Origin of the sequence: Paenibacillus sp. FSL K6-0108, assembly GCF_045040695.1 — a bacterium.
Classification (GTDB): Bacteria; Bacillota; Bacilli; order Paenibacillales; family Paenibacillaceae; genus Paenibacillus; species Paenibacillus pabuli_B.
On the sequence record NZ_CP150288.1, the window covers coordinates 1,741,168 to 1,765,916 of the forward strand.

Here is a 24,749-nt window from a genome sequence, read left to right on the forward strand (position 1 = left end):
GGGATGAGAACCCTAAAGGTTCGTCGAAGCATACGCTTCGTAAGCAATACATCGCAGTCTCGAATGAAGTGAGAGTATCCCTCTCTCTCCGTTCTGAATAAAACAAACATAATCCCCCTCCTTAGTAATCGTTAAAGGATACTGAGGAGGGGGGTTTTTGATGTATTATCATTTTGCCAATGTACAAGAAAGAATGCCCATTTGCCGACTTATAATGAAATGCCCAATACCTCGTACAAACCCTTCTTACCAGCTGCTGTGACTTCAACTGAACGGCTGCCTGCCTTCTGGCGGATCCAATCCAGCTCAGACAAACGGCGTCCGAGTTCGTCTCCCAGTACACCGGAGATATGGTGACGACGTTCACTCCAATCCAGACATTTGCGAGCCACAGCGCGGCGTGATCCAGCTTTCCCTTTAAGAATAATGCCAAAAGAAGTGAACCATTGAACTCCTTTCTCTGTAATATGGTAGTTCTTGTCCTGTTCATCCTCAGGTTCTTTGAGATAACCTTCCCGCAATAAAGCTTCGCACAACGCTATCCCCAATTTTCCGGCCAGATGCCCATAACAGGTTCGAGCAAAGCTCAAATGTTGAAGTTGATTGGATTGTTTGAGGGACCTCACTTGTACTGGCGCAGCGATACTAGCCATCGTTTCAATCAGAAAAGCAACCTCTTTGTCTGCAAGACGATAGTAACGATGTCGTCCTTGCTGTTCAACGACGAGCAGCCCACCTTCGACCAGCTTGGCGAGATGACTGCTTGCCGTCTGGGGAGTAACACCCGCCATGTATGCAAGTTCGCCGGCAGGAAGGGCGCGACCATCCAACAAAGCTTCGAGAAAAATAGCACGACTGGGATCAGCGACTAACGATGCAATCACAGAAATATTCGGATATGTATTCATACTTCGATGATACCTTAACTATTGGTGTATTACAATTCATTCATGCATGAATGAAGGAATGACAACCCAAGAGATGGAAGGGATGAATTGAAGAATGGAAGAAGCAATGTATACCAATGATACCCATGATAGAACGCAAGAAGAGTATGAACCGGAGAAGGAGAGCCATCGGAACTTGAACAGAGAGCTGATCCAGCACGAGGTGATAACTCCAAGTATTTTGTACTATGGCACACCTGTATTGCTGCTGAGCACGTTAAACGAAGATGGAACGACGAACCTGTCTCCGCTTTCTTCATCCTGGGCATTGGGGGACTGCTTGGTACTTGGAGTCGGTATTCAGGGCAAAGCCTATGAGAACTTGAGCCGCCATCCCGAATGTGTAATTAATCTGCCGGATGCATCCAAGTGGGAGCAGGTTGAGCGGTTGGGGCGTTACACTGGGAAATATCCCGTTCCTGAAGAGAAAAGAAGGATGGGGTTTGAATTTTGTGAGGATAAATTTGCCGTCTCTGGACTGACACCCCAAGGTTCAATTCAGGTTGAGCCGGATAAAATAGCGGAATGTCCACTCCAGATTGAAGCGGTGGTACAACATATGCGTATTCCCGAACATACGCCATTCATGGCGATTGTAGAAGTAAAAGCGTTGAAGGTACATGCACATCCTCGTCTGATATCAGGCTTAAACAAGATCAACCCAGAGAAGTGGAATCCTTTAATTTATAATTTCCGACATTATTATGGACTTGGAGAGAGGCACGGGGAAAGTTTTCGTGCAGAGAAGTGAAGGATATGAATTCCAAGAAATAGCATAGACAGCCAATAAGTAATCCAAAATATATGAAGTGGGTCCGACTGGGGCGCCGCTTCTTTTGGATTCTATTAAGAATTCATTGGGATCGTATTCAGGTAATCAATACATTTGGCCATTTTATTAATCAGGGATTGGGTAAATAGTAAAGAAAGATACATGTAAGCATATACATAAGAGAGGTGATGAGCATGGAAATGGAATACTTAATGCGAGTACTCATAGCTGGCATCTGCGGCGTGTTGATCGGATATGAGCGTAAAAACCGAATGAAGGAAGCAGGGATACGTACACACTTTGTTGTTGCAGTGGGTGCAGCATTGATGATGATTGTATCCAAGTATGGCTTTCAGGATCAGGCAGGCTGGGCGAATCTCTCGCTTGACCCATCCAGGATTGCCGCACAGGTGGTCAGTGGGGTCGGCTTCATCGGAGCCGGAATGATCTTCACACAACGCCACACGGTCCGGGGATTGACAACAGCGGCGGGAATCTGGGCGACTGCAGGAATGGGACTGGCTGTCGGCTCGGGGTTGTATTGGACAGGAGCGGGGGTGACGCTGCTTATTGTTCTGGCCCAGATGCTGCTGCATCGGCCGACACGCTGGTTGGTGTCCGCGAGAACAGAAACGTTGACGATTCGACTGCTCAAGGAAGGGGACACCCTCAAAACCGTTTTGGCTTTGTTAGGACAGGAAAAAATCTCGGTGGTTGGATTCAAAACAGAACAGCAAATAAGCACAGACTCCGGGGAGGAGACTGTACTTGAATTTACGCTGCAACTGCCTGGATCATATCGGGCTGAGCAATTAGTTGTTTTATTGCAGGATGTGCCTCATGTTCGATCTGTTGATATGAGGTGAGCCTTGTCGATTGCCAGATGGTAATGCCGCTATGTCGCTATGCCGAATCATCACGACGATTACTGACCGCCTTCAATCACAGTCTCCGGCCGGGAAACGGGCTTGCCTTCAAGAACACACTGAATGGCATGTGCGACACCATGCTCCACGTTGGTCAAAGAGATAGCATTGGCAAGTGCCTTAATCTCCGGTTCAGCATTGCCCATGGCAATACCGAGTCCTGCCATTTTCAGCATGGATACATCATTGAAGTTATCACCAATGGCTGCCGTATCTTGCATGGAGATATTCAGATGTTCTGCCAGTTTGGTTAAGGCGTTACCTTTGGATACATCCGGATGCTGCATTTCGAAGTTGTGTTCAGAGGACACCACCATGGCTACATCCGAGCGAGAGGCAAAGTATTCACGTCCCTGCTGTAATTGAGCCGGATCCAATGAAAAGGCCATAATATTGTAAATGTAAGCTTCGGAAGGGATTTCCTGATGGGTGTGTACGCGGTGATAGTCTTTTTTGTCATAGTGCTTCTTAACGGCTCGAATGAGGCGTTCGATATCCTCCCCAGGACTTGAACCGAGAATGCGATCCATCTCAGCGAGCATCGCCTCATGGCTGCTGATAGGGGCGTATATACCCTGTTGCGTGGAGGCCTCGTAGTAGATATGATGATCTTCCAGCCACTGCATGACGGATGCAGCCGTTTCACGCTCAAGGGGAAGATGGAATAGGCGTTCACCGTTGGCATCATGGATGGTAGCTCCGTTGGAGCCAATAACTGGCGTGTTAATTCCACCTTCGCTGCTTATCGTTAATACGTCAGAATAGACCCGTCCTGTAGCAATCGTAACCTTCAATCCTTCTTGCTGTGCCTTGTGGATTGCAGCTGCATTCTCCGGGCTGATCTGGCTGTCTCTGTTCAATAGGGTTCCATCTAAGTCGGTAGCAAATAATTTCATATGTTACAACTCCTTTTCAATTGTAGGTTCAGGAATGAGAATCTCAACTTGCTGTTCGGCCAGAAAGTTTCGCCAATCTTGGGAAGGCCACTGGTCTGTAATTAACATATCAACGAGTGACCAGTCCGCAAAACGATAACCATAACGCTTATCAAACTTGGAATGGTCAGCAAGAACAATAACCTGCTTTGCAGCCTGCATCATTTTGTGCTTGATCTTGCCTTCCTCTTCAGAGGCACTGAAGCCATCCATCGTAATTCCGCCAATACCGATAAAGGCTTTATCTACATAATAATGGGAAAGAGTTTCAATCACTGAAGTACCATAGACATAACGTTGCTCTTTATCGACTTTACCGCCAAGCAAACGAATTTCGACAGCGGTATGATTGGAGAGAAGTTCAGCTGAATAAATGGAGTTGGTGATGACGGTACAGGACTTGCCATTCAGATTTTCAGCACAAGTCTGCACTGTAGTGGAAGAATCCAGAATAATGTGTTCGCCTTGGCGCACGATCGCAGCGGCTAGCTTGCCAATAGCTCTTTTTTCGTCGGAAATGTGGAGCAGACGATCTTTATAGGATCGGCGTTCATCTGGTGGGACGGGGAGAATTGCACCGCCGCGCGTTCGGATAATGGCATCCTGTTCTTCGAGCTTGATTAGATCCCTTCGTGCTGTGTCCCGGGAAACGTCAAAGAGGGATACAATATCATCAGCCGAGATGCGATTGTGTTTGCGTAAATGTTCAATAATCAGCTGCATTCGTTCTTCCTGAAACAAACGTGCCGCCTCCTTATACGTAGCTGACCCTGTATTTAACTGATAGGTTAATTATAAGTACTTATAATGATATTTGCAATATTATAAGGGAATGTAAGTGTATTTAAGTTTTTTAATCTTAATATTACAAATTGCGATGATTGCGGTAATAAATATGTGAAAGAGAAAGCAGCAGGAGCGAGTGCCGAGCAGGATTTGAGTACATGCAGAAGTGTGATTATGGCGTGGATATAAAAGTTTGAAAAAAAGTGTTGCGCATTTAAGTTGTCCTATGATATACTCATTCTTGTCGCCAAGAAAGACAACTTGTTTACAAGGCCCGTTGGTCAAGGGGTTAAGACACCTCCCTTTCACGGAGGTAACAGGGGTTCGAATCCCCTACGGGTCATTATCTTCACCATCTCAGGGATGAACAGTCCTGATGAGAAATCCTCAAAAAAAGTCATAGCTCCTAAACAAAAGAGTTACGCATGGCACATCCGGTGAAGTTACAGCAAGAGCCATTAGCTCAGTTGGTAGAGCACCTGACTTTTAATCAGGGTGTCGAAGGTTCGAGCCCTTCATGGCTCACCATTTTTACAATTGAATATGCGGTCGTGGTGGAATGGCAGACACGCTATCTTGAGGGGGTAGTGGGTGTATACCCGTGGAGGTTCGAGTCCTCTCGACCGCATCACAGCAACAAATGTTATAAAATAGACTCTCATGATTATTCATGGGAGTCTATTTTTGTGTTATGAGAAATACCACAACGTATTCCTGGGATTAAAAGGCTGAGGATTCAGGAAGGTTGTGGTATAATTTAGGTACATGTATTGATTATTACGGTTGGAAGGCGGTTCTGTATGCAGTCGATCTATGAGCGAATTGAACACCTGATTGCCGAAAGAGGGATGACCAAGAAGGCTTTCTGCCAACAGCTGAAGATCAGCACTGGCAATCTGGGTGACTGGAAACGCGGTAAATCTATTCCGAGTACGAATAAACTAATTGAGATTGCTTCGTTTTTTGATGTGAGCCTTGACTGGCTCATGATTGGGCGTCCATCCAAGGAGGCGATGGTACGGGAAAAACGGGAGGATTATTTTTTTGACGTGTTGCGGCAATTGAATTGCCAAGAAAGCGAATTATCGACTGTTGAACAGTCTTTTATCAGTGAATATATTGAATTTACCCGTTATCGCAAATCCAAGGAAAGCAGAGATTCAGGCGGCTTTCGTTACAAGGAAGAAGATAAGTCCGAAGGAAACGAGACGTTGTAGTATACGTTAGTGAAAGCTGCAACTTGACTGGACCATCTGGAATATAAAAAACCTCTGAACACATCCGAAACCCATCGGAGAGTTTGTTCAGAGGGTTTTTTCTTTTGAACTCGTTGCAACATGGATATGCGAATGCGAAAGTTATTACGATAGACGTATAACCCTTCACTTACGGAATATGAGGTTTGGTTTGCCCAAAAGATCGCGGCGAAGGGTGTTCCAAATTTGAAGGCATTGCTCCTGAAGTTCCCAGGCAGCTATTCCAAGCAAACGAACACCAATCCCGCCTGTAGCGAGCAAACTGGCCCCGGCAAGCATACGACCATCTGGGGGCAAGATGGACCGTATGGACTCCAACTGTGCTGCGCCCAATCCAGGAGCGATTATCCATAATGCTGCAGTGTGAGTATAGTCTAACAACGCTGCGGATGATTTTGGATCGTTCGATTCTGGTTTGAGTCCGAATCGATCCCATACGGCCAACTGCTTCCCTTGCCAGATTTCTGTCAGACTGCGATATTGCTTGAACTGAAAGGCTTCTCCTCGATGAATACGCCCAGCGGACCAGACATCCGCATACGCAAGTACTGCTTGTTCACCCAGCTCGAAGGTCGTGGTGAGTGAGGATGAGCTGCCTTTAAACGGAATAACGCATTCAGGAAAGTACTCCAGTACCGCTCCTCGCTCCAGTCGAAAATGATGATTCACAGACGATGGAACAGTAGGTGTGGGATGAAGCCTTGTCGCTGATGTGCTGCTTAGCATTAAGTGAGTGTTCTGTCCTAACTTCCATTCGGATCGATAATGATCGCCGTTCAGCACGCCTGGAGAGACGTCTGAAGTGTATACACATAATTCATCTCCGCCACCCGGAGGTCGAAAGGATCGACTGAACCGGAGAGGGGCGCTGTAATACCGATCGGTCATGACGGTGCGCCCGCCTTGGAGGGCGAAAGTAGCCCGAAGCTCGCTGCGGCGTATCACGGCCTCTCCAGTACTGCGGTTCAGTCCATGTTCAACCCCATGTAAAAAGGAAGATGAATTAGTGGCTGTGAGTCGTTCCGTGCTCATGGGTGTGTGTATGCAGATGCGCAGCGGAAGCATCGTCATCCATATATTGATGCTCAAGCCAATGGACGATTTCGGATACCCCTTCACCGCTCATCAGGTTCGACATCACATAAGGTCGTCCTTCGCGTACCCGTTCGGTATCATCCTTCATGACTTGCAGGCTTGCGCCTACATAAGGGGCAAGATCGGTCTTGTTAATCAGCAGCAGGTCTGAGCGTGTAATACCTGGACCACCTTTGCGAGGCAATTTTTCGCCCTGAGCCACATCAATAATGTAAATGAAAACGTCTGCCAGTTCCGGGCTGAATGCGGCAGAGAGATTGTCGCCGCCACTTTCGATAAAGATCAGCTGCAGGTCCGGAAAGCGTTCGATTAACTCATCAACGGCTTCGAAATTCATGGAAGCATCCTCCCGAATAGCGGTATGCGGACATCCCCCTGTTTCTACACCGATAATTCGTTCCGGGGCGAGTGCATTCTGACGCAGCAAAATCTCGGCATCTTCCTTTGTATAAATATCATTGGTAATAACGGCCAGGCTGTAGCGTGTACGCAGTGCCTTGGACAGCTTCTCCACGAGAGCTGTTTTTCCTGAACCTACCGGCCCGCCGATTCCGATTCGCATTGGGCGACTCCGATCAAATACCTTACGTTCCCACTCCGCATGATGCGTATGATTAGCTCCTCCACACATAACAAATTCCTCCTTGGTTTTGAATTAATGAAGTTAGGACATAAACAGACGGGCTGGCAGGCTCTCGTGCCGCATAGCGTAGATTTCCTGGGCAATACCGAAGCTGTGCATGTCTTCCGGGTCGTTATCCCGAATTTGAGACCATTCAGAATCAATATCATTCAAAAGTTTTTGGATAAGCATCTGTGCCTCGGTTTGCCCGATGGGCAGAAGACGCAGAGCGCTATTTACATAAGCGTTAACTGAGGTGTACAGATGTCCGGTGACGGCTTCATCCAGTCCAATTTCCAGGCGATAATTGATGTAGCCGTGGATGGTTGTAATGCCGCAAAAAGCACCATGTTCCTGTACGGCTTCATCGATTAGAGAAAAGTCCATCCACGGATATAGTGATCTCGCGAGTTTGAGTAATCGCTTCCCCATCTTGTGCCCGCTTTCCCGCAGTTCCCTGGGGGTTCGCTGAGCGTGTACACGTTTGTCGTAAAGGGCTAGACTGGCGGCATCCTGTTGCGCAATGGCCTGGTAGACACCTTTGATGGCTAGACCATCGAGCCGTACGAGGCTGGAATGAAGCTGGCCACGAATGAATTGTTCGAGTTGGGCGATGGTCCGTATCCTGCCATCATGAGTGTATGCCTCCAGACCGAACGAGTGGGAGAACCCGCCAATGGGCAGGGCCGAATCCAGCAGTTGAACATAACGGAGCAATTTCGTGCCGCTGTGCATCATCATGCGTGGGCCCCCTCTTGTCAAAACATGAAATAGCGCTGTGCCATCGGTAATTCATCCGCAGGCTCACAGGTGAGAAGTTCACCATCAGCCCGTACCTCATAGGTTTCGGGATCGACTTCAATGACGGGTGTCACGTCGTTGTGAATCATGTCCTTTTTGCTCACTGAGCGGCAGCCTTTGACGGGTTCCACACGCTTGTTCAAGCCTAGCGCCTCCTTGATTCCCGCGTCTGCTGCGGCCTTGGAGACAAAAGTAATCGACCCTTTGGCAAGCGCACCGCCGTAAGCACCGAACATCGGTCTGCCAAAGACAGGCTGCGGCGTAGGGATTGAAGCGTTAGGGTCACCCATCTGGGCGAAGGTGATTATGCCGCCTTTGATGACCATCTCGGGCTTTACCCCGAAATAGGCTGGGTTCCAGACAATCAGGTCTGCCAACTTGCCAACCTCCACGGAACCGACGAGATGGCCTATGCCGTGAGCAATAGCCGGATTAATTGTATATTTGGCGACATACCTTTTGATCCGGTCGTTATCAGATGGGGAGCCTGAGGTCAGTTCAAGCTTGCCTCGCTGCTTTTTCATCTTATCGGCGGTTTGCCAGGTGCGAATAATGACTTCGCCAACCCGGCCCATCGCCTGTGAATCGGAACTGATGATGCTGAATACGCCAAGATCATGCAAAATATCTTCCGCTGCGATCGTTTCGGGACGAATCCGCGAATCAGCAAAGGCGACGTCTTCAGGGATGGACGGGTCCAGATGGTGACAAACCATCAGCATATCGAGATGTTCTTCTACGGTATTGCGTGTGTAGGGACGTGTTGGGTTGGTTGAAGAGGGGATGACGTAAGACTCTCCGGCAGCGCGGATAATATCCGGCGCGTGTCCTCCGCCAGCACCTTCCGTATGGTAGGTGTGGATCGTACGTCCGTTAATGGCCGCCAGTGTATTTTCGAGAAATCCGGTCTCGTTCAGTGTATCGGTATGAATGGCCACCTGAACATCATGCTCTCCGGCTGCGGTCAGACAGGCATCAATAGCGCTTGGTGTTGTTCCCCAATCTTCATGCAGTTTCAGTCCAATGACACCGGCTTCAATCTGTTCAATCAATGGAGCTGTGCTCGAGCTGTTGCCTTTGCCGAGATAACCGATATTCATGGGAAATGCTTCTGCAGACTCCAGCATGCGGTGGATATGCCAGGCTCCGGGTGTACAGGTGGTGGCTTTGGTGCCTGTTGCAGGTCCTGTACCGCCGCCGATCATGGTTGTTACTCCGGAAGATAAGGCCGTTTGAATCTGTTGTGGACAAATGAAATGAATATGGGTGTCAATGCCTCCGGCGGTCACAATCATGCCTTCCCCGGCAATGATCTCGGTCGAAGCACCAATAACAAGTAGGGGATCGACTCCGTCCATCGTATCCGGGTTGCCGGATTTGCCGATGGCGCAAATGAGGCCGTCGCGGATGCCGATGTCCGCTTTTACAATCCCCCAATGATCAATGATGACGGCGTTGGTGATCACTGTATCAGGCGTGCCGTCACTGCGAAGGGCGGATGTGGACTGACCCATCCCGTCACGAATAACCTTACCGCCGCCGAATTTGCTTTCATCCCCATAGACAGCATAATCATGCTCGATCTCCGCCCATAGTTCCGTATCTGCCAATCTGACGGCATCCCCGGTTGTTGGTCCAAACATGGACGCGTATTGTTCGCGGCTCATTCGTTTCATGAAGGTTCCCCTCCGTCCTGTAACGAAGGTGCGAATGCCTTCAGAAATGTTTCCAGCTTCTGTGGATCAGGTGGCTGATCTGCAGATCCCTCGGTTAGTCCGTTAAATCCATGAATCTGACGTTTGCCTCCAAATGTGGTGAGTTCGACCGGTTTTTCTTCACCGGGTTCAAAACGAACAGCGGTGCCTGCCGGAATATGCAGGCGGTGCCCAAAAGCGGAAGGGCGATCGAAGTCCAGAGCAGCATTGACTTCATAGAAGTGAACGTGAGAACCGACCTGAACGGGACGGTCGCCGCGGTTCAGTACAATCAGACGCACGGTTGAGCGATCGGGATGACAGACGATCTCATCATCCTGTTTTAAACGATATTCACCAGGGATCATGGCGTTCTCCTGCCTTTCTCAGCGTATAGGTTCATGGACAGTGACCAGTTTTGTTCCGTCAGGGAAAGTGGCTTCCACCTGTACCTCAGGAATCATGTCCGGTACACCTTCCATGCAGTCTTCACGTGTCAGGATCGTGCCGCCGTATCTCATCAACTCTGCAACACTCATGCCATCGCGTGCGCGTTCCATGAGCTCGGAGGTCAACAATGCGATAGCTTCGGGAACATTCAGTTTAAGTCCGCGTCCTCTGCGTTCCCGAGCGAGGTTAGCGGCTACGGTAATCAGGAGTTTCTCTTTTTCCTGCTCAGTCCAGTGCAAGGTAATCCGACCTTTCCCTTAGATAGTCTATGTCGTCATGGATCGTTCTGTATGTTAAATATACTCACACAGGGTGGACCCTTTGTCAATATGGTTCCAGTTATATTAGCAGCATGCATTAAACGAGTATGCATAAAATAAAATTATGTAAGCATTATTGACACGGTGGGTGTCACCCTCCATAATTTGGATCAACGAACATTTCGGACATATATGACCTTAATGTTCGTCAATAGACTAAAAAAAGGGAGTGTAGGCTATTGAAGAAGAGGTCGGTCAAGTTATGGAGTGTTTTGCTCGGTGCAGTCATTGCGTTGACAGGATGTGTGGAGGGTGGAACGCCGCCTGAGGCGTCGGGTTCCGGTGGGGCGGGAGAATCAACTTCGTCCGGAGATACGATTAAAGTTGGTGTTCTTCACTCCCTGAGTGGAACGATGGCAATCAGTGAGGTGTCTGTTAAGGATGCGGAGATGCTTGCCATTGAAGAGATCAATGCAGCTGGCGGAGTTCTGGGTAAACAGATCGAGCCGGTGGTTGAGGATGGCGCTTCCGATTGGCCTACATTTGCAGAGAAAGCAGGGAAGCTGCTGCAGCAGGACAAAGTGGCCGCTGTATTCGGCGGATGGACCTCTGCGAGCAGGAAGGCAATGCTTCCGGTGTTTGAACAGAACAAGGGTCTGTTGTTCTATCCGGTGCAATATGAAGGGTTGGAATCCTCACCCAACATTTTTTATACAGGAGCCACAACGAATCAGCAGATCGTTCCATCCGTAACTTGGTTACTGGAGAACAGGGGCAAGAAGTTTTACCTATTGGGTTCAGATTATGTGTTCCCGAAAACCGCCAATCAGGTCATCAAAGCTCAGTTGTCAGCAGAAGGTGGCGAAGTGGTAGGTGAAGAATATACACCGCTGGGGCACACGGATTACAGTACGATTATCAGCAAAATCAAGGCTGCCAAGCCGGATATTGTATATAACACGCTGAACGGAGACAGCAATGTCGCCTTTTTCAAACAATTGAAGGATGCCGGGATCTCTTCGGAACAGTTGACCACTCTGTCAGTGAGTGTGGCGGAGGAAGAAATTCGGGGCATTGGTGCGGATGTGCTGAAAGGCCATTTGGCTTCGTGGAACTATTATCAGACAACGGATACACCTGAGAATAAAACATTTGTAGAGAAATATAAAGAAAAATACGGAGCTGACCGGGTGACGGCCGATCCGATCGAAGCGGGATATGTGGCCGTTTATCTGTGGAAAGCAGCTGTGGAGAAAGCCGGATCAACTGATGTTGAAAAGGTGAAGGAAGCAGCCAAAGGACTGGAATTCGATGCGCCGGAAGGAAAAGTGACGGTGGACGGAGAGAACCAGCATATCTACAAAACGGTGCGGATTGGCGAAGTGCAGGAGGATGGACAATTTAAGGAATTGTGGAACTCCGGCGCACCGGTCAAACCTGATCCGTATCTGAAAACGTACGAATGGGGTGCTTCCCTCAGTACGAAATAGCGCAGTCATCTCGCGTCCGAAATATGCTGAATAACAGACGAGGGTGAAACAACACACCCTCTTACAACAACACGGTAAAGCGTTGATGCGAAACGTAAATGATGTCTTGTATAAAATTTCAGATGTTCACAGCATGAGGAGGGAAAGGCGATGGATATGTTTGTCCTGCAAATGTTCAATGGGTTAAGCATCAGTTCCATCCTGCTGCTGATTGCGTTGGGACTTGCGGTTACATTTGGATTGATGAATGTCATTAACATGGCGCATGGTGAATTGATCATGATCGGCGCTTACGCTACGTATGTGACGCAAAACCTGTTCATTTCGTATGCTCCGCAAGCGTGGTTTGATGTCTACTTTATTGTGGCTCTGCCGATCGCCTTTGGTGTGGCGGCTCTTATAGGCTGGCTGCTGGAAGTGGTGCTGATCAGGCATCTGTATGGGAGGCCGCTCGACAGTCTGCTTGCTACATGGGGCGTAGGCATGATGCTGCAGCAATTGGCCCGAACGATATTTGGGGCGCCGAACGTAGGGGTATCCAGTCCGGCTTGGCTCAACGGAGGTCTGACCATCACGGACGGTATTGTGTTTCCGTATAAACGTCTTTTCATTATTGCGCTGGTTGCGGTTGTGCTGCTGTGCATGTATTTGTACATCTATCGGACTTCTTCCGGGAGACGGATGAGGGCCGTAATGCAGAATCGAAGCATGGCGGGCTGTCTCGGGATTTCCACCAGACGTGTGGATGGCATGACTTTTGCGATTGGTTCAGGCATTGCCGGTATCGCCGGATGTGCGTTGACACTGATTGGTCCGATTGGTCCCTCGCTGGGCACGTATTATATCGTGGATGCGTTCATGGTGGTTGTACTGGGCGGTGTGGGGAAACTGGTGGGAACTGTGTGTGGTGCGCTTGGCATTGGCATGTTCAATACGTTATTCGAAACGTATACCTCAGCCTCCATCGGCAAGGTGCTGGTATTTGTCTGTATTGTAGCTTTTCTGCAATGGAAGCCGCGCGGTCTCGTTGCCATGCGGACCCGGAGTCTGGATTAATGTGAAGAAGGGGGTTATATGATGTTGGCACTTCTCAAGACGGGTAGTCTGAAAATGAAGATCATCTGGGCGGTTGTCCTGATCATGATGTGTCTGGCTCCACTCATTTCCACGGAATTCCGGCTTAGTTTATTAGCGAAATTCCTGGCCCTGGCCATTCTGGCGATCGGTCTGGATTTGATCTGGGGGTATGGGGGTGTACTTAGCCTGGGGCATGGCGTATTCTTCGGACTTGGCGGGTACGCCATGGCGATGTATTTGAAGCTGCAGGCCAGCGGTACGACACTTCCAGACTTTATGGGATGGAGTGGTCTTAGTGGTCTGCCGTGGTTCTGGGAGCCGTTCAAGTCATTCCCAGTGGCGCTATTGCTGGGCATTGCCCTTCCGGCATTGCTGGCCTTTGCCCTGGGGTGGTTCACGTTCCGCAACCGGATCACCGGTGTATACTTTACAATCCTGACCCAAGCGTTAGTACTCATTACAGTAACGTTATTTGTGGGCAAACAGGAATGGACCGGAGGGACCAACGGTATAACGGGATATAACGCGATCTTTGGTTTTACCCTTCATTCGACAGGGACAACGATTGCTCTCTACTATATAACACTTGCAGTTCTGGTGCTCGCCTATCTGCTCTGTCGTCGGGTCGTGAACAGCAGATTCGGTCAGGTGCTTGAAGCTGCGCGGGATGGGGAGAATCGGGTTCGCTTTCTTGGATATGACCCGGCGGGCTTCAAAACGTTGGCTTTCGCCCTCTCTGGAGCGCTGGCGGGAATTGCCGGTATGTTATTTGTTCTTCAGGTAGGGATCATTTCGCCTTCCATGATGGGGATTGTGCCTTCCATTGAAATGGTACTATGGGTTGCTTTGGGTGGTCGTGGAACGCTGATTGGTGCGGTGATCGGAGCTGTGGTGTTGAACGCAGCCAAAACCGGCATCAGTGAAGCTTATCCCGAAGGTTGGTTGTTTGTCATTGGCGGGCTCTTTGTGACTGTGGTCTTGTTCATGCCGAATGGACTTGTTGGTGTATATCGTCATGTCGTGCGCTTGCTTAAACGGAGAGGAGAGGTTGTGCATGTTCCAGTCAGTCAGGAAAAACCAAAAGTCTACTGACGCTCCGGTAGTCCTGGTCGCCGAGGACATTACGGTGGCATTTGGCGGTTTTGTTGCGGTCAAAGGCATGAATCTGAAGCTGCATGAACATGATCTGCATTTTCTGATTGGCCCCAATGGTGCGGGGAAAACCACAATGCTGGATGTCATTTGCGGCAAAACCAAGCCCTTGTCCGGTACGGTGAAGATGGCGGATGGTACGGATCTGACACGTATGAAGGAACACCAGATTGTTCGAAAAGGGGTAGGGCGCAAATTCCAGGCTCCGTCCATCTTTGCTGGTCTGACCGTGCAGGAGAACCTGGCGCTGGCTGCGGAGACTCGTCGTTCTCCTTTACAGGCTCTGGGTATTCAGCGGTATTCAAAAATTAGTGCGGCCATGGAGCGGGTTACGCTCCAAATTGGTCTGCAGGACCGTGTGGATACACGTGCGGGGGCGCTATCACATGGGGAAAAGCAGTGGTTGGAGATTGGTATGCTGCTCCTGCAGGAACCCCGTGTATTGCTGCTGGATGAACCGGCAGCGGGCATGACGGACGAAGAAACACACAGGACGGGTCGACTACTGCAGGAGATTGCGCGAGAAAGGTCTGTTGTGGTAGTGGAGCATGATATGGAATTTGTTCGCGAGTATGCAGCCAAAGTGACGGTGATGCATGAAGGCAAGCTTCTAAAGGAAGGTACGATGGTGGAAGTGCAGGAAGATCCGAGAGTGGCTGAAGTGTACCTGGGCAAAAGGAGGGATGACCATGCTGTCGCTGCAACGAATTGAGTCCGGTTATGGGGAAAGCAATGTGCTGCGCGGTGTGAATCTGGATGTTCAGCCAGGTCAGGTGGTATGCCTGATGGGGCGTAATGGTGTAGGGAAAACCACCTTGATGAAGACGTTGATGGGGCTTCTCAAAACGCGCAAAGGAAGTGTTCGGTGGAAAGGTCAGGAAATATCCACCCTCGATCCGGCCAAGCGGGCCAGGTCGGGGATTGGATATGTGCCGCAGGGGAGAGAAATCTTCCCTCAGCTTACAGTAAAGGAAAATTTGCTGCTGGGTCTGGAGACAAGTGCAGCGGGTGTAAAGATGTTCCCGGAGGATGTGCTGGCGATGTTTCCGGTGCTTGCCACGATGTATGGTCGACAGGGTGGTGATCTAAGTGGCGGGCAGCAACAGCAGTTGGCATTTGCCCGCGCGCTGGCTTCCCGGCCTGGATTATTGCTGCTGGATGAGCCGACAGAAGGCATCCAGCCTTCGATCGTAGAGGATATCCGGCAGGTCATTTTGGGAATTAAGGCAAAGGGTGAAATCTCCATCTTGCTGGTGGAGCAAAGCATTGATTTTGTGCGCGGTGCTGCAGATTATATTTATGTAATGGACAAAGGAGCAATTGCACTGCAAGGAACACCGCGAGAACTGGATATGTCGCAGTTTGAGCACCATCTGTCTGTGTAGATCAGCTGCTGAGGGTAGGATGAGTTCAGGAGCGCTTGTCCAGGATATTGGAGTACTTCGGATATAGTCTTCGGATGCAATCTGGGCAGATATCATGGGTGAATTCGGCATGGGTGTGCTTCTCCAGATAACTCTCAACCGAGTTCCAGCTGTCTTGTTCATCCTTGATTTGTTTGCAGACAGCGCAAATGGGAAGCAGTCCACGCAAAGTGCGCACTTCGGAAAGGGCTTTTTTCAATTGGCGTTCGGTCTGCTTCTGTTCGGTAACATCCGTGTGTGCAATCAATGCGAGATCAGACAGAAGGGATGGGTCGGCCTGAATCAATGGGGTGAGTTCCAAGCGGAACCACCGCTGTTCGTTGTGGATAGTTTGAACGGAGATGTCGTATGTATAACTGTCTTTAAAAGGTGCAGGGATACGTTTCAACTCCTGAACAATCTTCGCATTCTTTGCTTTCTCCTCGCGTAATGTCCACCGCTCTACAAGGTGGAGGTAATGAGACGGTTCAGATGCTGTTCTGGAGAGGTCTGTTCCGCTTGGTTTGGGAAGCAGCTGCCCAAGTCCTTGTTGCCAAGCGGTGTTGCAGCTGCGAATGATCCAGTTATGGTCAACAATGATAAGCTGGTGCTGCATGGACTGGAACGATAATCTCTCCAGATCGGATATTAAGTATCTCATGAAATGAGCTCCTCCTTGGCAGAAAACTTATCTTAAATCATCAGGAATTTCCAAAATGTCAGCGACCTGGTTCCTGAACCGGGTTGCTTTGCGTGTGCCGTGAATGAGATTAGACAGACGGTATGGCGGAATGCCATACTGTTCACAAAATGTCTTTTGGTCGACCTGGAGTTCGGTTAGTCGTCGTTTGATAGCCCATCCGAAAGGAGTCACAGGTTTCTTTTTGTTCAAAAGGGTTCACCCCTCGTTGGAATGTAGTGTTCAGCTGGTTATTCTTGGTGTAAAATATATGGATATGCGAGCTGTATAATTTATTATATACGTATTTGCGTCATCTAACAATTAAAAAAGACGTAAATAAGTGTATTTTAATATGTTAAATGGCGTAAATACGTTAAAAAGACAAAATAAATGACATAAAAAACACGCCGGCAATGAGGTTGCGGCGTGTTTTTTATGTTCCACAGTAGGAGGAGGGGGATTATGAAGGGAAGGTGGATAGAGATTAGGCTCTGTAAGCGTGAAGTCCTGCACCAAGCATGTGAAAGCTTGGAAATAACGTCTTCATGGACATTGAGGTTGGTTGTACCAGTCCATCCGCAGCGGAGGCGCTGACGGTATGCCATTCATGCTCCAGGTCTGCGGCCAGGCGAACCAACAGGTCCTGGGTTGTATCTGTGTTAAGAGGTATCACTTTGGAGGCTTCGGTTATGCAAGCACTCATGGCTGAATGCAGATAACCAAGGACCGCCTCCTCGACAGGGATTTCGAGGTGGTGGTTAATCCAGGCGTGAACGGTGGAGAGGCAGCCAACGGATTCATACTTAGCCAGGGTTTGTTCCAGATGGCTAAAATCAATCCATGGGTGGAGTGCGCGAGCTAGTTTAATCAGTCGTTTGCCCATGGTGGAGGCATGTTCTCTGAGGTTCACGGGGGTGCGCTGGACATGAACGAGTTTGTCGATGAGGGCTGTACGCCACGCGTCATTATGATCTGCTGCGGTGTATATACCTTTAATCGCCATACCTTCCAGACGCACAATGCTGGGGTGCAATTGACAGCGCATGAAGGATTCGAGGTCTTCAGCGCTTCGAATTGTACCTTCAGCGATATGGGCATCCATACCAAAGGAATGGGTAAACCCTCCGACCTGGATAGAGGAATCAAGCAGTTTGACGTAATCGAGCAGCTTATTCCCACGGTTCACAATCTTTCGCCTCCTACGTTCGTTAAATGTTATGTTAAATAACATTTATACTCCTTTTTGGTTCGACTTATGTTAGTAAATCCGAATTATATGATATATATATTCACATAAATATCCGCTTTTTGTCAATAGTTTCTTGGTTTTTTAAATATAAAATCTATTTAATGTTATTTTATATAACTTTATAAGTTAAGTTCTACTAAGAGGATATGAAGAGTGGTTATTATAAAGAAAGTAGGGTCATCAGCCTAATCGGATATACAAACGAGATCAAATTTAATCATATGCACTTCGTAGGAGAAAATGACGAGATTATACGATTTATGGGAGGAAAAGCGCAGTTAAAATGATATTAATAAAAATGCTTTACTTTTAAACATGAACCGGGTATAATCAATTCTGTTGCCGATTATTTACGACATGCGGTCGTGGTGGAATGGCAGACACGCTATCTTGAGGGGGTAGTGGGTGTATACCCGTGGAGGTTCGAGTCCTCTCGACCGCATCATAAGAACGATTAAGAAGAAGCTTCCCGTATGGGGAGCTTCTTTTTTTGTGTTTTTTACAGTAAAGACGGGTCCGACCAAAAAAAGGTCATCCCATTCCCCTGAATGCATGCTCATGCTGTCTGTCGGGGTCGGATGGCCTTCACTTGTTATTTAAGCAATGCTTTGATGTCTGCTTCAATTTTATCAGGTGTTGTTTGGGGAGCATACCGCTTCACAACACGACCGGTCTGATCCACAAGGAATTTGGTGAAGTTCCATTTGATGGCTTTGGAGCCGAGTACGCCCGGTGCTTCTTTGGTAAGATGCTGGAAGAGAGGATGAGCGCTTGAACCATTCACATCGATTTTCTCAAACATTGGGAAGCTGACACCATAGTTCATCTGACAGAACTCGGCAATATCGTCAGAAGAACCTTTTTCTTGTGCAAACTGGTTGCTTGGAAAACCAAGAACTTCAAATGGGGAGTCTTTAAATTTGTCCTGGAGTTCTTGCAGACCTTTGAATTGAGGTGTGAGGCCGCATTGACTTGCTGTATTCACGATAAGCAGTACTTTGTCACGATAGTTGGACATTTCGACTTCCTGACCGCGAAGGGTGTTTACTTTGTAGTCGTAGACTGACATGAAAATCGCCTCCATTTCATATTCTTCTACCTTCTATTATATTTATTACAATTAAATATTGCAAAATTAATATTGTTTTTTTATCTCAATTTAGACCTGACATGTATGATCTGTGACTGATTTACTGTTCAAATTGCGCTAAAGAGAGAATTAGAGAGCTTTGAAGAGATGGGTAGAGAATGGATGTGTTGTAAGCGCTATTATTGATGTGAAATGGCAAAAATCCGTCGATTCGTTGATCTGCGCAGACTTTACACCAATATGGCACGGGTGTATGATTCATATCGTAATTCCAATTAAATTAAATTTTACATGAAAAACGAAACAAACGATGATATCGCTCTGATTATTGAAAATAAAGGAACGATGTTTTAATCGCTGAGTTTCCATTCATTCATGGGTGGGAAACGGGGGAACCAACAGGATGAACTGTTTAGAACAGTAGGCATCCATGGGGTGAATTTTCCGGTGACAGCCGGAAATAGGGCGACTCTCGCGCCCGAATCCGTCAGCTAACCTCGTAAGCGTTAAAGGGAGAGGCAACAAGCCGTACGCTGGTTCATAGTGTCTTTTTGCTATGGATTATTGAAGAAGCGTCCGGGAGGCCTTGGTCCCCCACGCTTCTTTTTTGTTGTCTTTTCACGCCAAGGGAGGAACGAATGATGGATAAAGAGATGATCTTAGTAACTGCTCCTAATGAAGCAGGACGTAAATTTATCAAATTGCTGATGTACAAAAAAATGCCGTTTGCCGTTCTGACCAATAGTGCAGGGGAAGAGCGCAGACTCCGGAGAATCGGTGTGGAGCATGTCATTCGCATGAACACGGCTGCTGCTCAGAAATGGTTTTTGCCTCAAGGCAGTGTCGGCAATGTTTTTATTTTTGAAAATAGCTTAAACCTGACCTGTCGATATTTGCAGATCTGCCGCTCCTGGACATCCAAGTCCTTGTGTGTTATTACGGAACAAAGCCATCCCAAAGGGATCTATCGGGGAATGGGAGCAGACCGTATTGTATATTCCTTGAATGGGGAAGTGGGGTTTCTGCTTAATGGCTAGTGGCTAGTACTATTCCTGTGATTGATCCAGTGTCAGCCGCCTGTTATAATTGAAATCATATATAAACGGAAACTTGAGGAGACTCATGCATGTTGGTGGGTCTTCTTTTTTATGGTTTGGGAAATAGGGATAATTTCCTGTGGCTAACGAGGAGGAATAAGCGTGCCGGATGTACGTGGAATACAATGGTTGTTCTTTGATGTGGGGGATACACTCGTGGACGAATGGGAGCCGGTAGATGATATTATCGGTCAGTTCGTTCGTGAAGCTTGTGCGCTTGGTTATCAGGTGGAGATGCAGACGGTGCGAGAACTATTTGCTGCCTCCTACCGAAATTACGAGCAATGGCCGATGAAATTGGCTATTCGTACCCTTATCAGCGATGAGGGGCACCGGGAACAGATACAGGAGAAGCTGAAGTTCCGCAAAGAGCTTGAGCGTCCCTTCCCGTCCGCCGAGGCAGTTCTCCAGACGTTGTCGCAGCACTATAAGATTGGTATCATTGCCAATCAAAGTCCGGGAACGGAAAGTAGGCTGAATAGCTACGGCTTGCGCAAGTATGTGGATGTGCTGGCCTGTTCAGCTGAAGAAGGGGTGTCCAAGCCTGACCCTGAATTGTATGCAGTAGCGTTGAAACAGGCGGGATGTAAACCCGAGGAAGCGGTCATGATCGGCGACCGGATTGATAATGATATTATTCCGGCCAAGAAGCTGGGTATGCACACAATTCGGATTTTACAGGGTTATGGCAGGTTTCAGCCTGAGCTTGCGGATGCAGAGCGTCCAGACTGGACGATTGAATCACTGGAGGAACTTCTTCCATTGTTATTGGTTACTCAAAATTCAGACAACTGAATGAAGAGTCGTATTAAGAGCTAATCCGTATGGATTAGGCTGCTGCTCAAACTGCTCAAACATATAAAAGGCTGATCATCTCAAGGGATACGTTACTTGAGTTGATCAGCTTTTTTGAGTTAGACAAAATACAGTGTAGTTCCATTTAAACTAGAACAACAGAATGGTCTGGATAATCAGATACACATTCAGGACAACGATCACTCCGGCAATGATCCAGGAGATAATTTTGAGCCACAACTTGTTGGCAAAAGCCCCCATGCTTTTTTTGTCACTTGTAAACATGACCAGCGGAATGACCGCAAAGGGCAGCTGCAGCGACAGCACAACCTGACTCAGAATTAGAAGTTCTTCTGTTCCGTGCTCTCCGGCAATAGCTGTTACGATAACGGCCGGGATGATCGCGATCAGACGTGTAACCAGTCGACGAAGCCACGCCGGAATACGAATGTTCAGGAAACCTTCCATTACAATCTGCCCGGACAGTGTGCCGGTGAGTGTGGAGTTCTGACCTGAAGCCAGTAGAGCCACACCAAACAGGATGCTTGCAATGGTCGTACCCAGCAGAGGAGTCAACAGATGGTAAGCATCTGTAATTTCCGCAACTTGGGTCATGCCTGCACTATGGAACACGGCGGCTGACACAATCAGGATGGCTGCATTGATGAACAGAGCCAGCGTCAAAGCGATGGTTGAATCCATGGTGGAATACCGAATCGCTTCTTTTTTACCTTGAGGTGTCTGTTCAATTTGACGAGTCTGCACGATGGAAGAATGCAGGTACAGATTGTGGGGCATCACGGTTGCACCGATAATGCCGATAGCGATGTAGAGCATGGCTGGATTTTGCAAAATTTCGGCACTGGGCACAAAGCCATGCATGACACCACCCATATCCGGTTTGGCGAGAAAGAGGTCAATCCCGAAGCAGAGGGCGATGGTGGCCATCAGCACGATAACAAGCGATTCCAATGCACGAAAGCCTTTATTTTGCAGCAAAAGAATGACGAGTACATCGACAGCGGTAATAATGACGCCATATAACATGGGAATGTTGAATAGCAACTTGAGTGCGATAGCTGAACCAATAACCTCGGCAAGGTCGGTAGCTGCAATCGCCAGCTCACACAAGATCCATAACACCATAACAACAGGCATGCTGAATCGTTCGCGGCAGGCTTGCGCCAAATCCCGTCCTGTCACAATCCCGAGCTTGCCAGCAAGAGACTGCAATACAACAGCCATCAGGTTCGAAATCAGAATTACGGACAATAACGTATAACCGAATTGTGAACCACCCGCAATATCCGTTGCCCAGTTCCCGGGATCCATATATCCAACGGCAACGAGATAACCTGGTCCAACAAAAGCAAGGAATTTTTTCCACCAAGCAGCGTTCTTAGGCACCTTCATGGAGCTATGGGCTTCCCCTAGTGATGGGGCCATGCCTGCAGCCAATGGCTCATTTGAAGGAGTATTGAACGGATTTTTTTTACTCATAATATAATCACCCGACTTTGAAGTATTGATATTCTATATGAAGAGGAACAGTGTCATTCCTTTGATTAAATGTGAACATTGAAACCAAATGAAACCAAAACCAAGAACATATTTAACTGCTTTCGATATGTCTAAACGTTTATGTTGATACTTACATTGTACTACTTCAATTATTTTTGTCTAGTGCAACTTTTGTGTAGGAGGACAAAAATTAGTGGAGAGTGAATCGTGCCTTAGTATATTACCCAACCCTGAATAAATTACCTGTGTTCATTCCCAATGCATGAAAAAGATAAAGATGTACAAGCTGAATAAGGGCCAACAGCGTTTCAAAATGAGCCAGAAGTTTAAATTGAATTGTAGGCAGCAAAAAACTTAAAGGTGAAGGAGAGATTCTTAATGGAAGCTTTATATACAGCAACAGCGACAGTTAAAGGTGGACGTACAGGTTCGGTGGCTTCTTCGGATGGCGTGCTCAAGCATGATCTGAAAATGCCAAAAGAACTTGGAGGCTCAGGTGGTGAAGGAACCAATCCTGAGCAGCTCTTCGCAGCTGGATACGGTGCTTGTTATGAAAGTGCTCTTGCCAATGTGGCACGCAAAGCGGGCGTGAAATTGGAGAATGTGGTGGTCACAAGTAATGTATCCATCGGGAAAGATCCGGCGGATGATGGTTTCCAGCTGTCTGTACGTTTGGATGTTAGCATGCCAGGGGTGGATCACAGTCAAGCAGAAGATCTTGCACGCAAGGCACATGATTTCTGTCCTTACTCCAAAGCAACACGCGGCAATATTGATGTGGTACTTAATGTAGTTTAAGACCTAACTCGTAGGAGTAAAGGGAACATATAGAGCAGGTATCTTTGGATACCTGATGTTCGAGTACAAGACCCTGCTGGCCGTCGGCAGGGTTTTGTAGTTTATAATACAGTTGAGATGCAGGAGATTGCATGTTGAACAGCGTACTATTTTACATAATCCCCGAACGAGAAAGCCCAATTCTTTAGATGTGGGATGAAAGTGAGGTCGGATACGGAGTATCACTATTGTGATGCTTCAAGTATCCGAAATGTCTGCGTTCTTAATTTTTTTAGCTTGTTTCAATTCATCTATTAAACTGATACAATATAGATATGAATGAATATAGAAGAACAAACACAACCGTATCTTTGTTGAACTATCATTTTGTGTTCTGCCCACGATACAGGAGAAAGATATTTCTCAAATCGGATGTAGAACAGCGCTTCAAGGAACTGGTGCATGAGGTATATGCAGAGCTTAAAATTGTGATTGTTGCCATGGAGTGTGACAAAGACCATACACATATATTTCTCAATGCACTTCCAACCTTAAGCCCTGCTGAGATCATGGCAAAAATAAAAGGAGTCACATCCAAAAAACTACGAGAAGAGTTTCCCCACCTTCTGCATTTGCCCAGTTTGTGGACACGTTCCTATTTTGTTTCTACCGCTGGACATGTATCAAGTGAGACCATCAAGCGTTATGTTGAACAACAAAAGACAAGGGGGTGAAGTATATGTCTCAGACCATAACGGTTAAGGTAAAGCTGCTGCCGACTAAAGAGCAGATCCAACTATTGCAACAAAGTAGTCATGAATATATCCGAGTTGTGAATACACTCGTGGCCGAGATGGTAGAAGAAAAGAAAAGGTTGAAGAAGACAACAAAAGACATTCCTGCTAATCTACCAAGTGCAGTAAAAAATCAAGCGATTAAAGATGCGAATAGTGTATTCTCTACCAAAGTTAAGAAAAGTAAATACGCAATCATACCGATCCTAAAGAAACCGATTTGCGTATGGAATAACCAAAACTATTCTTTTGACTTCACGCACATTTCTATTCCATTCCTGGTAGAGGGAAAATCCAAGCGTGTAAAAATTCGTGCATTGTTCATAGGCAGGGACCATCGAAACGTTGACCTTTTGAAGCATAAACTGGGTACGCTCCGTGTCACGAAAAGCTCAGGGAAGTGGGTAGCCCAAATTGCTGTCACCATGCCAACAACTGAAAAAACGGGTATGCGGATTTTGGGCGTTGATTTAGGGCTGAAAGTCCCTGCCGTAGCCATCACAGATAATGATCACGTTCGCTTCTTTGGTAATGGGCGAGAAAACAAATACAAGAAACGGAAGTTTCGTAGTGTTCGTCAAAAGCTAGGAAAACAAAAGAAAGTGAACGCTATTCGCAAGTTAGATGATAAAGAACAACGATGGATGAAAGACAAAGACCACAAAGTCAGTCGTGAAATCGTTCATTTCGCAGTCGAAAATAAGACTTCTGTCATTCGCTTAGAGCAACTAACGAATATTAGGCAGACGACAAGAACAAGTCGTAAAAACGAAAAGAATCTACACACATGGTCATTCTACCGTTTGGCACACTTCATTGAATACAAAGCAAATATGGCAGGGATCAAAGTGGAATATGTGAACCCTGCATATTCAAGTCAAACCTGTCCAGAATGTTCAAAAAAGAACAAGGCGCAAAATAGAAGATATACGTGTCCATGTGGATTCAAGAAACATCGTGATATCGTTGGGGCGATGAATATTCGCTACGCAACTGTGATTGGCGGTAACAGTCAATCAGCCTAGGATGCTATATGCACTGTCTTAGGAGGGGTAATGGCATACCCTAATCTTAGCAT

At 47.5% G+C, this 24,749-nt stretch carries 27 protein-coding genes, 4 tRNA genes and 1 riboswitch; of the genes, 17 read left to right on the top strand and 14 right to left on the bottom strand.

Annotated elements, in window-relative coordinates; translation table 11 throughout:
• Positions 1-209 precede the first annotated feature (209 nt).
• Entirely contained in the window at positions 210-908 is a 699-nt protein-coding gene (locus tag MHB49_RS07835; RefSeq protein WP_405155698.1) for an ArsR/SmtB family transcription factor, read from the bottom strand.
• A 94-nt stretch (positions 909-1,002) separates the two neighbouring features.
• Here MHB49_RS07835 and MHB49_RS07840 point away from each other — a divergent pair, with 94 nt between their 5' ends.
• Together MHB49_RS07840 and MHB49_RS07845 are read left to right on the top strand one after the other, a co-directional pair.
• Positions 1,003-1,698: a flavin reductase family protein gene (locus MHB49_RS07840; RefSeq protein WP_405155699.1), complete on the top strand. Its 696-nt coding sequence runs from the start codon at positions 1,003-1,005 to the stop codon at positions 1,696-1,698.
• A 215-nt stretch (positions 1,699-1,913) separates the two neighbouring features.
• Entirely contained in the window at positions 1,914-2,585 is a 672-nt protein-coding gene (locus MHB49_RS07845; protein ID WP_405155700.1) for an MgtC/SapB family protein, read from the top strand.
• A 59-nt stretch (positions 2,586-2,644) separates the two neighbouring features.
• Here the strand turns inward: MHB49_RS07845 and MHB49_RS07850 are convergent, their stop codons facing one another.
• Both MHB49_RS07850 and MHB49_RS07855 read right to left on the bottom strand, forming a co-directional pair.
• Positions 2,645-3,541 carry a Cof-type HAD-IIB family hydrolase gene (locus MHB49_RS07850; RefSeq protein ID WP_405155701.1) on the bottom strand — a complete coding sequence of 299 codons (897 nt, stop codon included), beginning with the start codon at positions 3,539-3,541 and terminating at the stop codon, positions 2,645-2,647.
• A gap of 3 nt (positions 3,542-3,544) precedes the next feature.
• Positions 3,545-4,321, bottom strand: a complete 777-nt coding sequence (locus MHB49_RS07855; RefSeq protein WP_405155702.1) for a DeoR/GlpR family DNA-binding transcription regulator — start codon at positions 4,319-4,321, stop codon at positions 3,545-3,547.
• 316 nt (positions 4,322-4,637) lie between these two features.
• On the opposite strand from MHB49_RS07855, the gene MHB49_RS07860 reads away from it, so the two are divergent.
• From MHB49_RS07860 to MHB49_RS07875, 4 genes are all read left to right on the top strand, one after another.
• Positions 4,638-4,709 (top strand) — tRNA-Glu (locus MHB49_RS07860).
• 109 nt (positions 4,710-4,818) lie between these two features.
• Positions 4,819-4,894, top strand: a tRNA-Lys gene (locus tag MHB49_RS07865).
• A gap of 17 nt (positions 4,895-4,911) precedes the next feature.
• Positions 4,912-4,994: transfer RNA gene (locus MHB49_RS07870), tRNA-Leu, on the top strand.
• A 172-nt stretch (positions 4,995-5,166) separates the two neighbouring features.
• Entirely contained in the window at positions 5,167-5,583 is a 417-nt protein-coding gene (locus tag MHB49_RS07875) for a helix-turn-helix domain-containing protein (RefSeq protein ID WP_405155703.1), read from the top strand.
• 165 nt (positions 5,584-5,748) lie between these two features.
• Here the strand turns inward: MHB49_RS07875 and MHB49_RS07880 are convergent, their stop codons facing one another.
• From MHB49_RS07880 to MHB49_RS07905, 6 genes are read right to left on the bottom strand one after another with little or no spacing between them, the layout of a single operon-like run.
• A complete protein-coding gene (locus tag MHB49_RS07880; protein ID WP_405155704.1) occupies positions 5,749-6,654 on the bottom strand; it encodes an urease accessory protein UreD in 906 nt (301 codons plus the stop codon).
• Positions 6,626-7,348 (bottom strand): urease accessory protein UreG, encoded by a 723-nt coding sequence (gene ureG, locus MHB49_RS07885; RefSeq protein ID WP_053781689.1) that lies wholly within the window; start codon positions 7,346-7,348, stop codon positions 6,626-6,628. The genes MHB49_RS07880 and ureG overlap by 29 nt, the downstream gene beginning before the upstream one ends.
• A gap of 33 nt (positions 7,349-7,381) precedes the next feature.
• Positions 7,382-8,080 carry an urease accessory protein UreF gene (locus MHB49_RS07890; protein ID WP_405155705.1) on the bottom strand — a complete coding sequence of 233 codons (699 nt, stop codon included), beginning with the start codon at positions 8,078-8,080 and terminating at the stop codon, positions 7,382-7,384.
• 17 nt (positions 8,081-8,097) lie between these two features.
• Positions 8,098-9,816, bottom strand: a complete 1,719-nt coding sequence (ureC, locus tag MHB49_RS07895) for an urease subunit alpha (RefSeq protein ID WP_405155706.1) — start codon at positions 9,814-9,816, stop codon at positions 8,098-8,100.
• Positions 9,813-10,202 carry an urease subunit beta gene (locus tag MHB49_RS07900; RefSeq protein WP_247901318.1) on the bottom strand — a complete coding sequence of 130 codons (390 nt, stop codon included), beginning with the start codon at positions 10,200-10,202 and terminating at the stop codon, positions 9,813-9,815. The genes ureC and MHB49_RS07900 overlap by 4 nt, the downstream gene beginning before the upstream one ends.
• Positions 10,203-10,220: 18 nt before the next feature.
• Positions 10,221-10,523 carry an urease subunit gamma gene (locus MHB49_RS07905; RefSeq protein WP_076291707.1) on the bottom strand — a complete coding sequence of 101 codons (303 nt, stop codon included), beginning with the start codon at positions 10,521-10,523 and terminating at the stop codon, positions 10,221-10,223.
• Between the two features lie 260 nt (positions 10,524-10,783).
• Here MHB49_RS07905 and urtA point away from each other — a divergent pair, with 260 nt between their 5' ends.
• The 5 genes from urtA to urtE all read left to right on the top strand — a co-directional run bounded on the left by urtA (position 10,784) and on the right by urtE (position 15,648).
• On the top strand, positions 10,784-12,034 hold the full coding sequence (gene urtA, locus MHB49_RS07910; protein ID WP_405155707.1) for an urea ABC transporter substrate-binding protein: 1,251 nt from the start codon (positions 10,784-10,786) through the stop codon (positions 12,032-12,034).
• Positions 12,035-12,184: 150 nt separating this feature from the next.
• Positions 12,185-13,090, top strand: coding sequence for an urea ABC transporter permease subunit UrtB (gene urtB / locus MHB49_RS07915; RefSeq protein WP_247901320.1), 906 nt, complete (start codon positions 12,185-12,187; stop codon positions 13,088-13,090).
• 18 nt (positions 13,091-13,108) lie between these two features.
• Positions 13,109-14,203, top strand: coding sequence for an urea ABC transporter permease subunit UrtC (urtC, locus tag MHB49_RS07920; protein ID WP_405155708.1), 1,095 nt, complete (start codon positions 13,109-13,111; stop codon positions 14,201-14,203).
• Positions 14,166-14,975 (top strand): urea ABC transporter ATP-binding protein UrtD, encoded by an 810-nt coding sequence (gene urtD / locus MHB49_RS07925; protein ID WP_405155709.1) that lies wholly within the window; start codon positions 14,166-14,168, stop codon positions 14,973-14,975. The genes urtC and urtD overlap by 38 nt, the downstream gene beginning before the upstream one ends.
• Positions 14,953-15,648 carry an urea ABC transporter ATP-binding subunit UrtE gene (gene urtE / locus MHB49_RS07930; RefSeq protein WP_405155710.1) on the top strand — a complete coding sequence of 232 codons (696 nt, stop codon included), beginning with the start codon at positions 14,953-14,955 and terminating at the stop codon, positions 15,646-15,648. Before urtD ends, urtE begins: the two co-directional genes overlap by 23 nt.
• Before the next feature lie 25 nt (positions 15,649-15,673).
• Here urtE and MHB49_RS07935 read toward each other — a convergent pair whose 3' ends face one another.
• The 3 genes from MHB49_RS07935 to MHB49_RS07945 form a co-directional block, all read right to left on the bottom strand.
• The gene (locus tag MHB49_RS07935) at positions 15,674-16,327 is read right to left on the bottom strand and encodes a hypothetical protein (protein ID WP_247901324.1); all 654 of its coding nucleotides are present in this window, start codon (positions 16,325-16,327) and stop codon (positions 15,674-15,676) included.
• A 27-nt stretch (positions 16,328-16,354) separates the two neighbouring features.
• On the bottom strand, positions 16,355-16,558 hold the full coding sequence (locus tag MHB49_RS07940) for a hypothetical protein (protein ID WP_063564423.1): 204 nt from the start codon (positions 16,556-16,558) through the stop codon (positions 16,355-16,357).
• Positions 16,559-16,832: 274 nt separating this feature from the next.
• Positions 16,833-17,534, bottom strand: a complete 702-nt coding sequence (locus tag MHB49_RS07945; RefSeq protein WP_405155711.1) for an urease accessory protein UreF — start codon at positions 17,532-17,534, stop codon at positions 16,833-16,835.
• 422 nt (positions 17,535-17,956) lie between these two features.
• On the opposite strand from MHB49_RS07945, the gene MHB49_RS07950 reads away from it, so the two are divergent.
• Positions 17,957-18,039, top strand: a tRNA-Leu gene (locus MHB49_RS07950).
• Positions 18,040-18,189: 150 nt separating this feature from the next.
• On the opposite strand, the gene MHB49_RS07955 is transcribed toward MHB49_RS07950, so the two are convergent.
• Positions 18,190-18,666: a glutathione peroxidase gene (locus MHB49_RS07955; RefSeq protein WP_405155712.1), complete on the bottom strand. Its 477-nt coding sequence runs from the start codon at positions 18,664-18,666 to the stop codon at positions 18,190-18,192.
• Between the two features lie 366 nt (positions 18,667-19,032).
• Positions 19,033-19,208, top strand: a riboswitch (cyclic di-AMP (ydaO/yuaA leader).
• A gap of 117 nt (positions 19,209-19,325) precedes the next feature.
• Here MHB49_RS07955 and MHB49_RS07960 point away from each other — a divergent pair.
• Both MHB49_RS07960 and MHB49_RS07965 read left to right on the top strand, forming a co-directional pair.
• Positions 19,326-19,724 (top strand): hypothetical protein, encoded by a 399-nt coding sequence (locus tag MHB49_RS07960; RefSeq protein ID WP_228469185.1) that lies wholly within the window; start codon positions 19,326-19,328, stop codon positions 19,722-19,724.
• Between the two features lie 162 nt (positions 19,725-19,886).
• Positions 19,887-20,579 carry an HAD family hydrolase gene (locus MHB49_RS07965; protein WP_405155713.1) on the top strand — a complete coding sequence of 231 codons (693 nt, stop codon included), beginning with the start codon at positions 19,887-19,889 and terminating at the stop codon, positions 20,577-20,579.
• Between the two features lie 150 nt (positions 20,580-20,729).
• Here MHB49_RS07965 and MHB49_RS07970 read toward each other — a convergent pair whose 3' ends face one another.
• Positions 20,730-22,025: an Nramp family divalent metal transporter gene (locus MHB49_RS07970; RefSeq protein WP_405157076.1), complete on the bottom strand. Its 1,296-nt coding sequence runs from the start codon at positions 22,023-22,025 to the stop codon at positions 20,730-20,732.
• A 453-nt stretch (positions 22,026-22,478) separates the two neighbouring features.
• Here MHB49_RS07970 and MHB49_RS07975 point away from each other — a divergent pair, with 453 nt between their 5' ends.
• The 3 genes from MHB49_RS07975 to MHB49_RS07985 all read left to right on the top strand — a co-directional run bounded on the left by MHB49_RS07975 (position 22,479) and on the right by MHB49_RS07985 (position 24,696).
• Complete coding sequence (locus MHB49_RS07975; protein ID WP_063564421.1) at positions 22,479-22,898, top strand: organic hydroperoxide resistance protein; 420 nt, start codon at positions 22,479-22,481, stop codon at positions 22,896-22,898.
• A gap of 314 nt (positions 22,899-23,212) precedes the next feature.
• The gene (tnpA, locus tag MHB49_RS07980; protein WP_405155714.1) at positions 23,213-23,611 is read left to right on the top strand and encodes an IS200/IS605 family transposase; all 399 of its coding nucleotides are present in this window, start codon (positions 23,213-23,215) and stop codon (positions 23,609-23,611) included.
• A 5-nt stretch (positions 23,612-23,616) separates the two neighbouring features.
• Entirely contained in the window at positions 23,617-24,696 is a 1,080-nt protein-coding gene (locus MHB49_RS07985; protein WP_405155715.1) for an RNA-guided endonuclease InsQ/TnpB family protein, read from the top strand.
• Positions 24,697-24,749 lie beyond the last annotated feature (53 nt).

Excerpts from the sequence above, each read along its gene's own strand:
- MHB49_RS07960 (WP_228469185.1), top strand. The coding sequence starts at position 19,326 with ATGATGGATAAAGAGATGATCTTAGTAACTGCTCCTAATGAAGCAGGA.
- ureC (WP_405155706.1), bottom strand. The coding sequence starts at position 9,816 with ATGAAACGAATGAGCCGCGAACAATACGCGTCCATGTTTGGACCAACA.
- MHB49_RS07850 (WP_405155701.1), bottom strand. The coding sequence starts at position 3,541 with ATGAAATTATTTGCTACCGACTTAGATGGAACCCTATTGAACAGAGAC.
- MHB49_RS07840 (WP_405155699.1), top strand. The coding sequence starts at position 1,003 with ATGGAAGAAGCAATGTATACCAATGATACCCATGATAGAACGCAAGAA.
- MHB49_RS07955 (WP_405155712.1), bottom strand. The coding sequence starts at position 18,666 with ATGTCAGTCTACGACTACAAAGTAAACACCCTTCGCGGTCAGGAAGTC.
- urtB (WP_247901320.1), top strand. The coding sequence starts at position 12,185 with ATGGATATGTTTGTCCTGCAAATGTTCAATGGGTTAAGCATCAGTTCC.
- MHB49_RS07890 (WP_405155705.1), bottom strand. The coding sequence starts at position 8,080 with ATGATGATGCACAGCGGCACGAAATTGCTCCGTTATGTTCAACTGCTG.
- MHB49_RS07880 (WP_405155704.1), bottom strand. The coding sequence starts at position 6,654 with ATGAGCACGGAACGACTCACAGCCACTAATTCATCTTCCTTTTTACAT.
- MHB49_RS07975 (WP_063564421.1), top strand. The coding sequence starts at position 22,479 with ATGGAAGCTTTATATACAGCAACAGCGACAGTTAAAGGTGGACGTACA.
- MHB49_RS07835 (WP_405155698.1), bottom strand. The coding sequence starts at position 908 with ATGAATACATATCCGAATATTTCTGTGATTGCATCGTTAGTCGCTGAT.
- MHB49_RS07900 (WP_247901318.1), bottom strand. The coding sequence starts at position 10,202 with ATGATCCCTGGTGAATATCGTTTAAAACAGGATGATGAGATCGTCTGT.
- MHB49_RS07845 (WP_405155700.1), top strand. The coding sequence starts at position 1,914 with ATGGAAATGGAATACTTAATGCGAGTACTCATAGCTGGCATCTGCGGC.
- MHB49_RS07875 (WP_405155703.1), top strand. The coding sequence starts at position 5,167 with ATGCAGTCGATCTATGAGCGAATTGAACACCTGATTGCCGAAAGAGGG.
- ureG (WP_053781689.1), bottom strand. The coding sequence starts at position 7,348 with ATGTGTGGAGGAGCTAATCATACGCATCATGCGGAGTGGGAACGTAAG.
- MHB49_RS07935 (WP_247901324.1), bottom strand. The coding sequence starts at position 16,327 with ATGAGATACTTAATATCCGATCTGGAGAGATTATCGTTCCAGTCCATG.
- urtD (WP_405155709.1), top strand. The coding sequence starts at position 14,166 with ATGTTCCAGTCAGTCAGGAAAAACCAAAAGTCTACTGACGCTCCGGTA.
- urtE (WP_405155710.1), top strand. The coding sequence starts at position 14,953 with ATGCTGTCGCTGCAACGAATTGAGTCCGGTTATGGGGAAAGCAATGTG.
- MHB49_RS07970 (WP_405157076.1), bottom strand. The coding sequence starts at position 22,025 with ATGGCCCCATCACTAGGGGAAGCCCATAGCTCCATGAAGGTGCCTAAG.
- MHB49_RS07985 (WP_405155715.1), top strand. The coding sequence starts at position 23,617 with ATGTCTCAGACCATAACGGTTAAGGTAAAGCTGCTGCCGACTAAAGAG.
- urtC (WP_405155708.1), top strand. The coding sequence starts at position 13,109 with ATGATGTTGGCACTTCTCAAGACGGGTAGTCTGAAAATGAAGATCATC.
- tnpA (WP_405155714.1), top strand. The coding sequence starts at position 23,213 with ATGAATGAATATAGAAGAACAAACACAACCGTATCTTTGTTGAACTAT.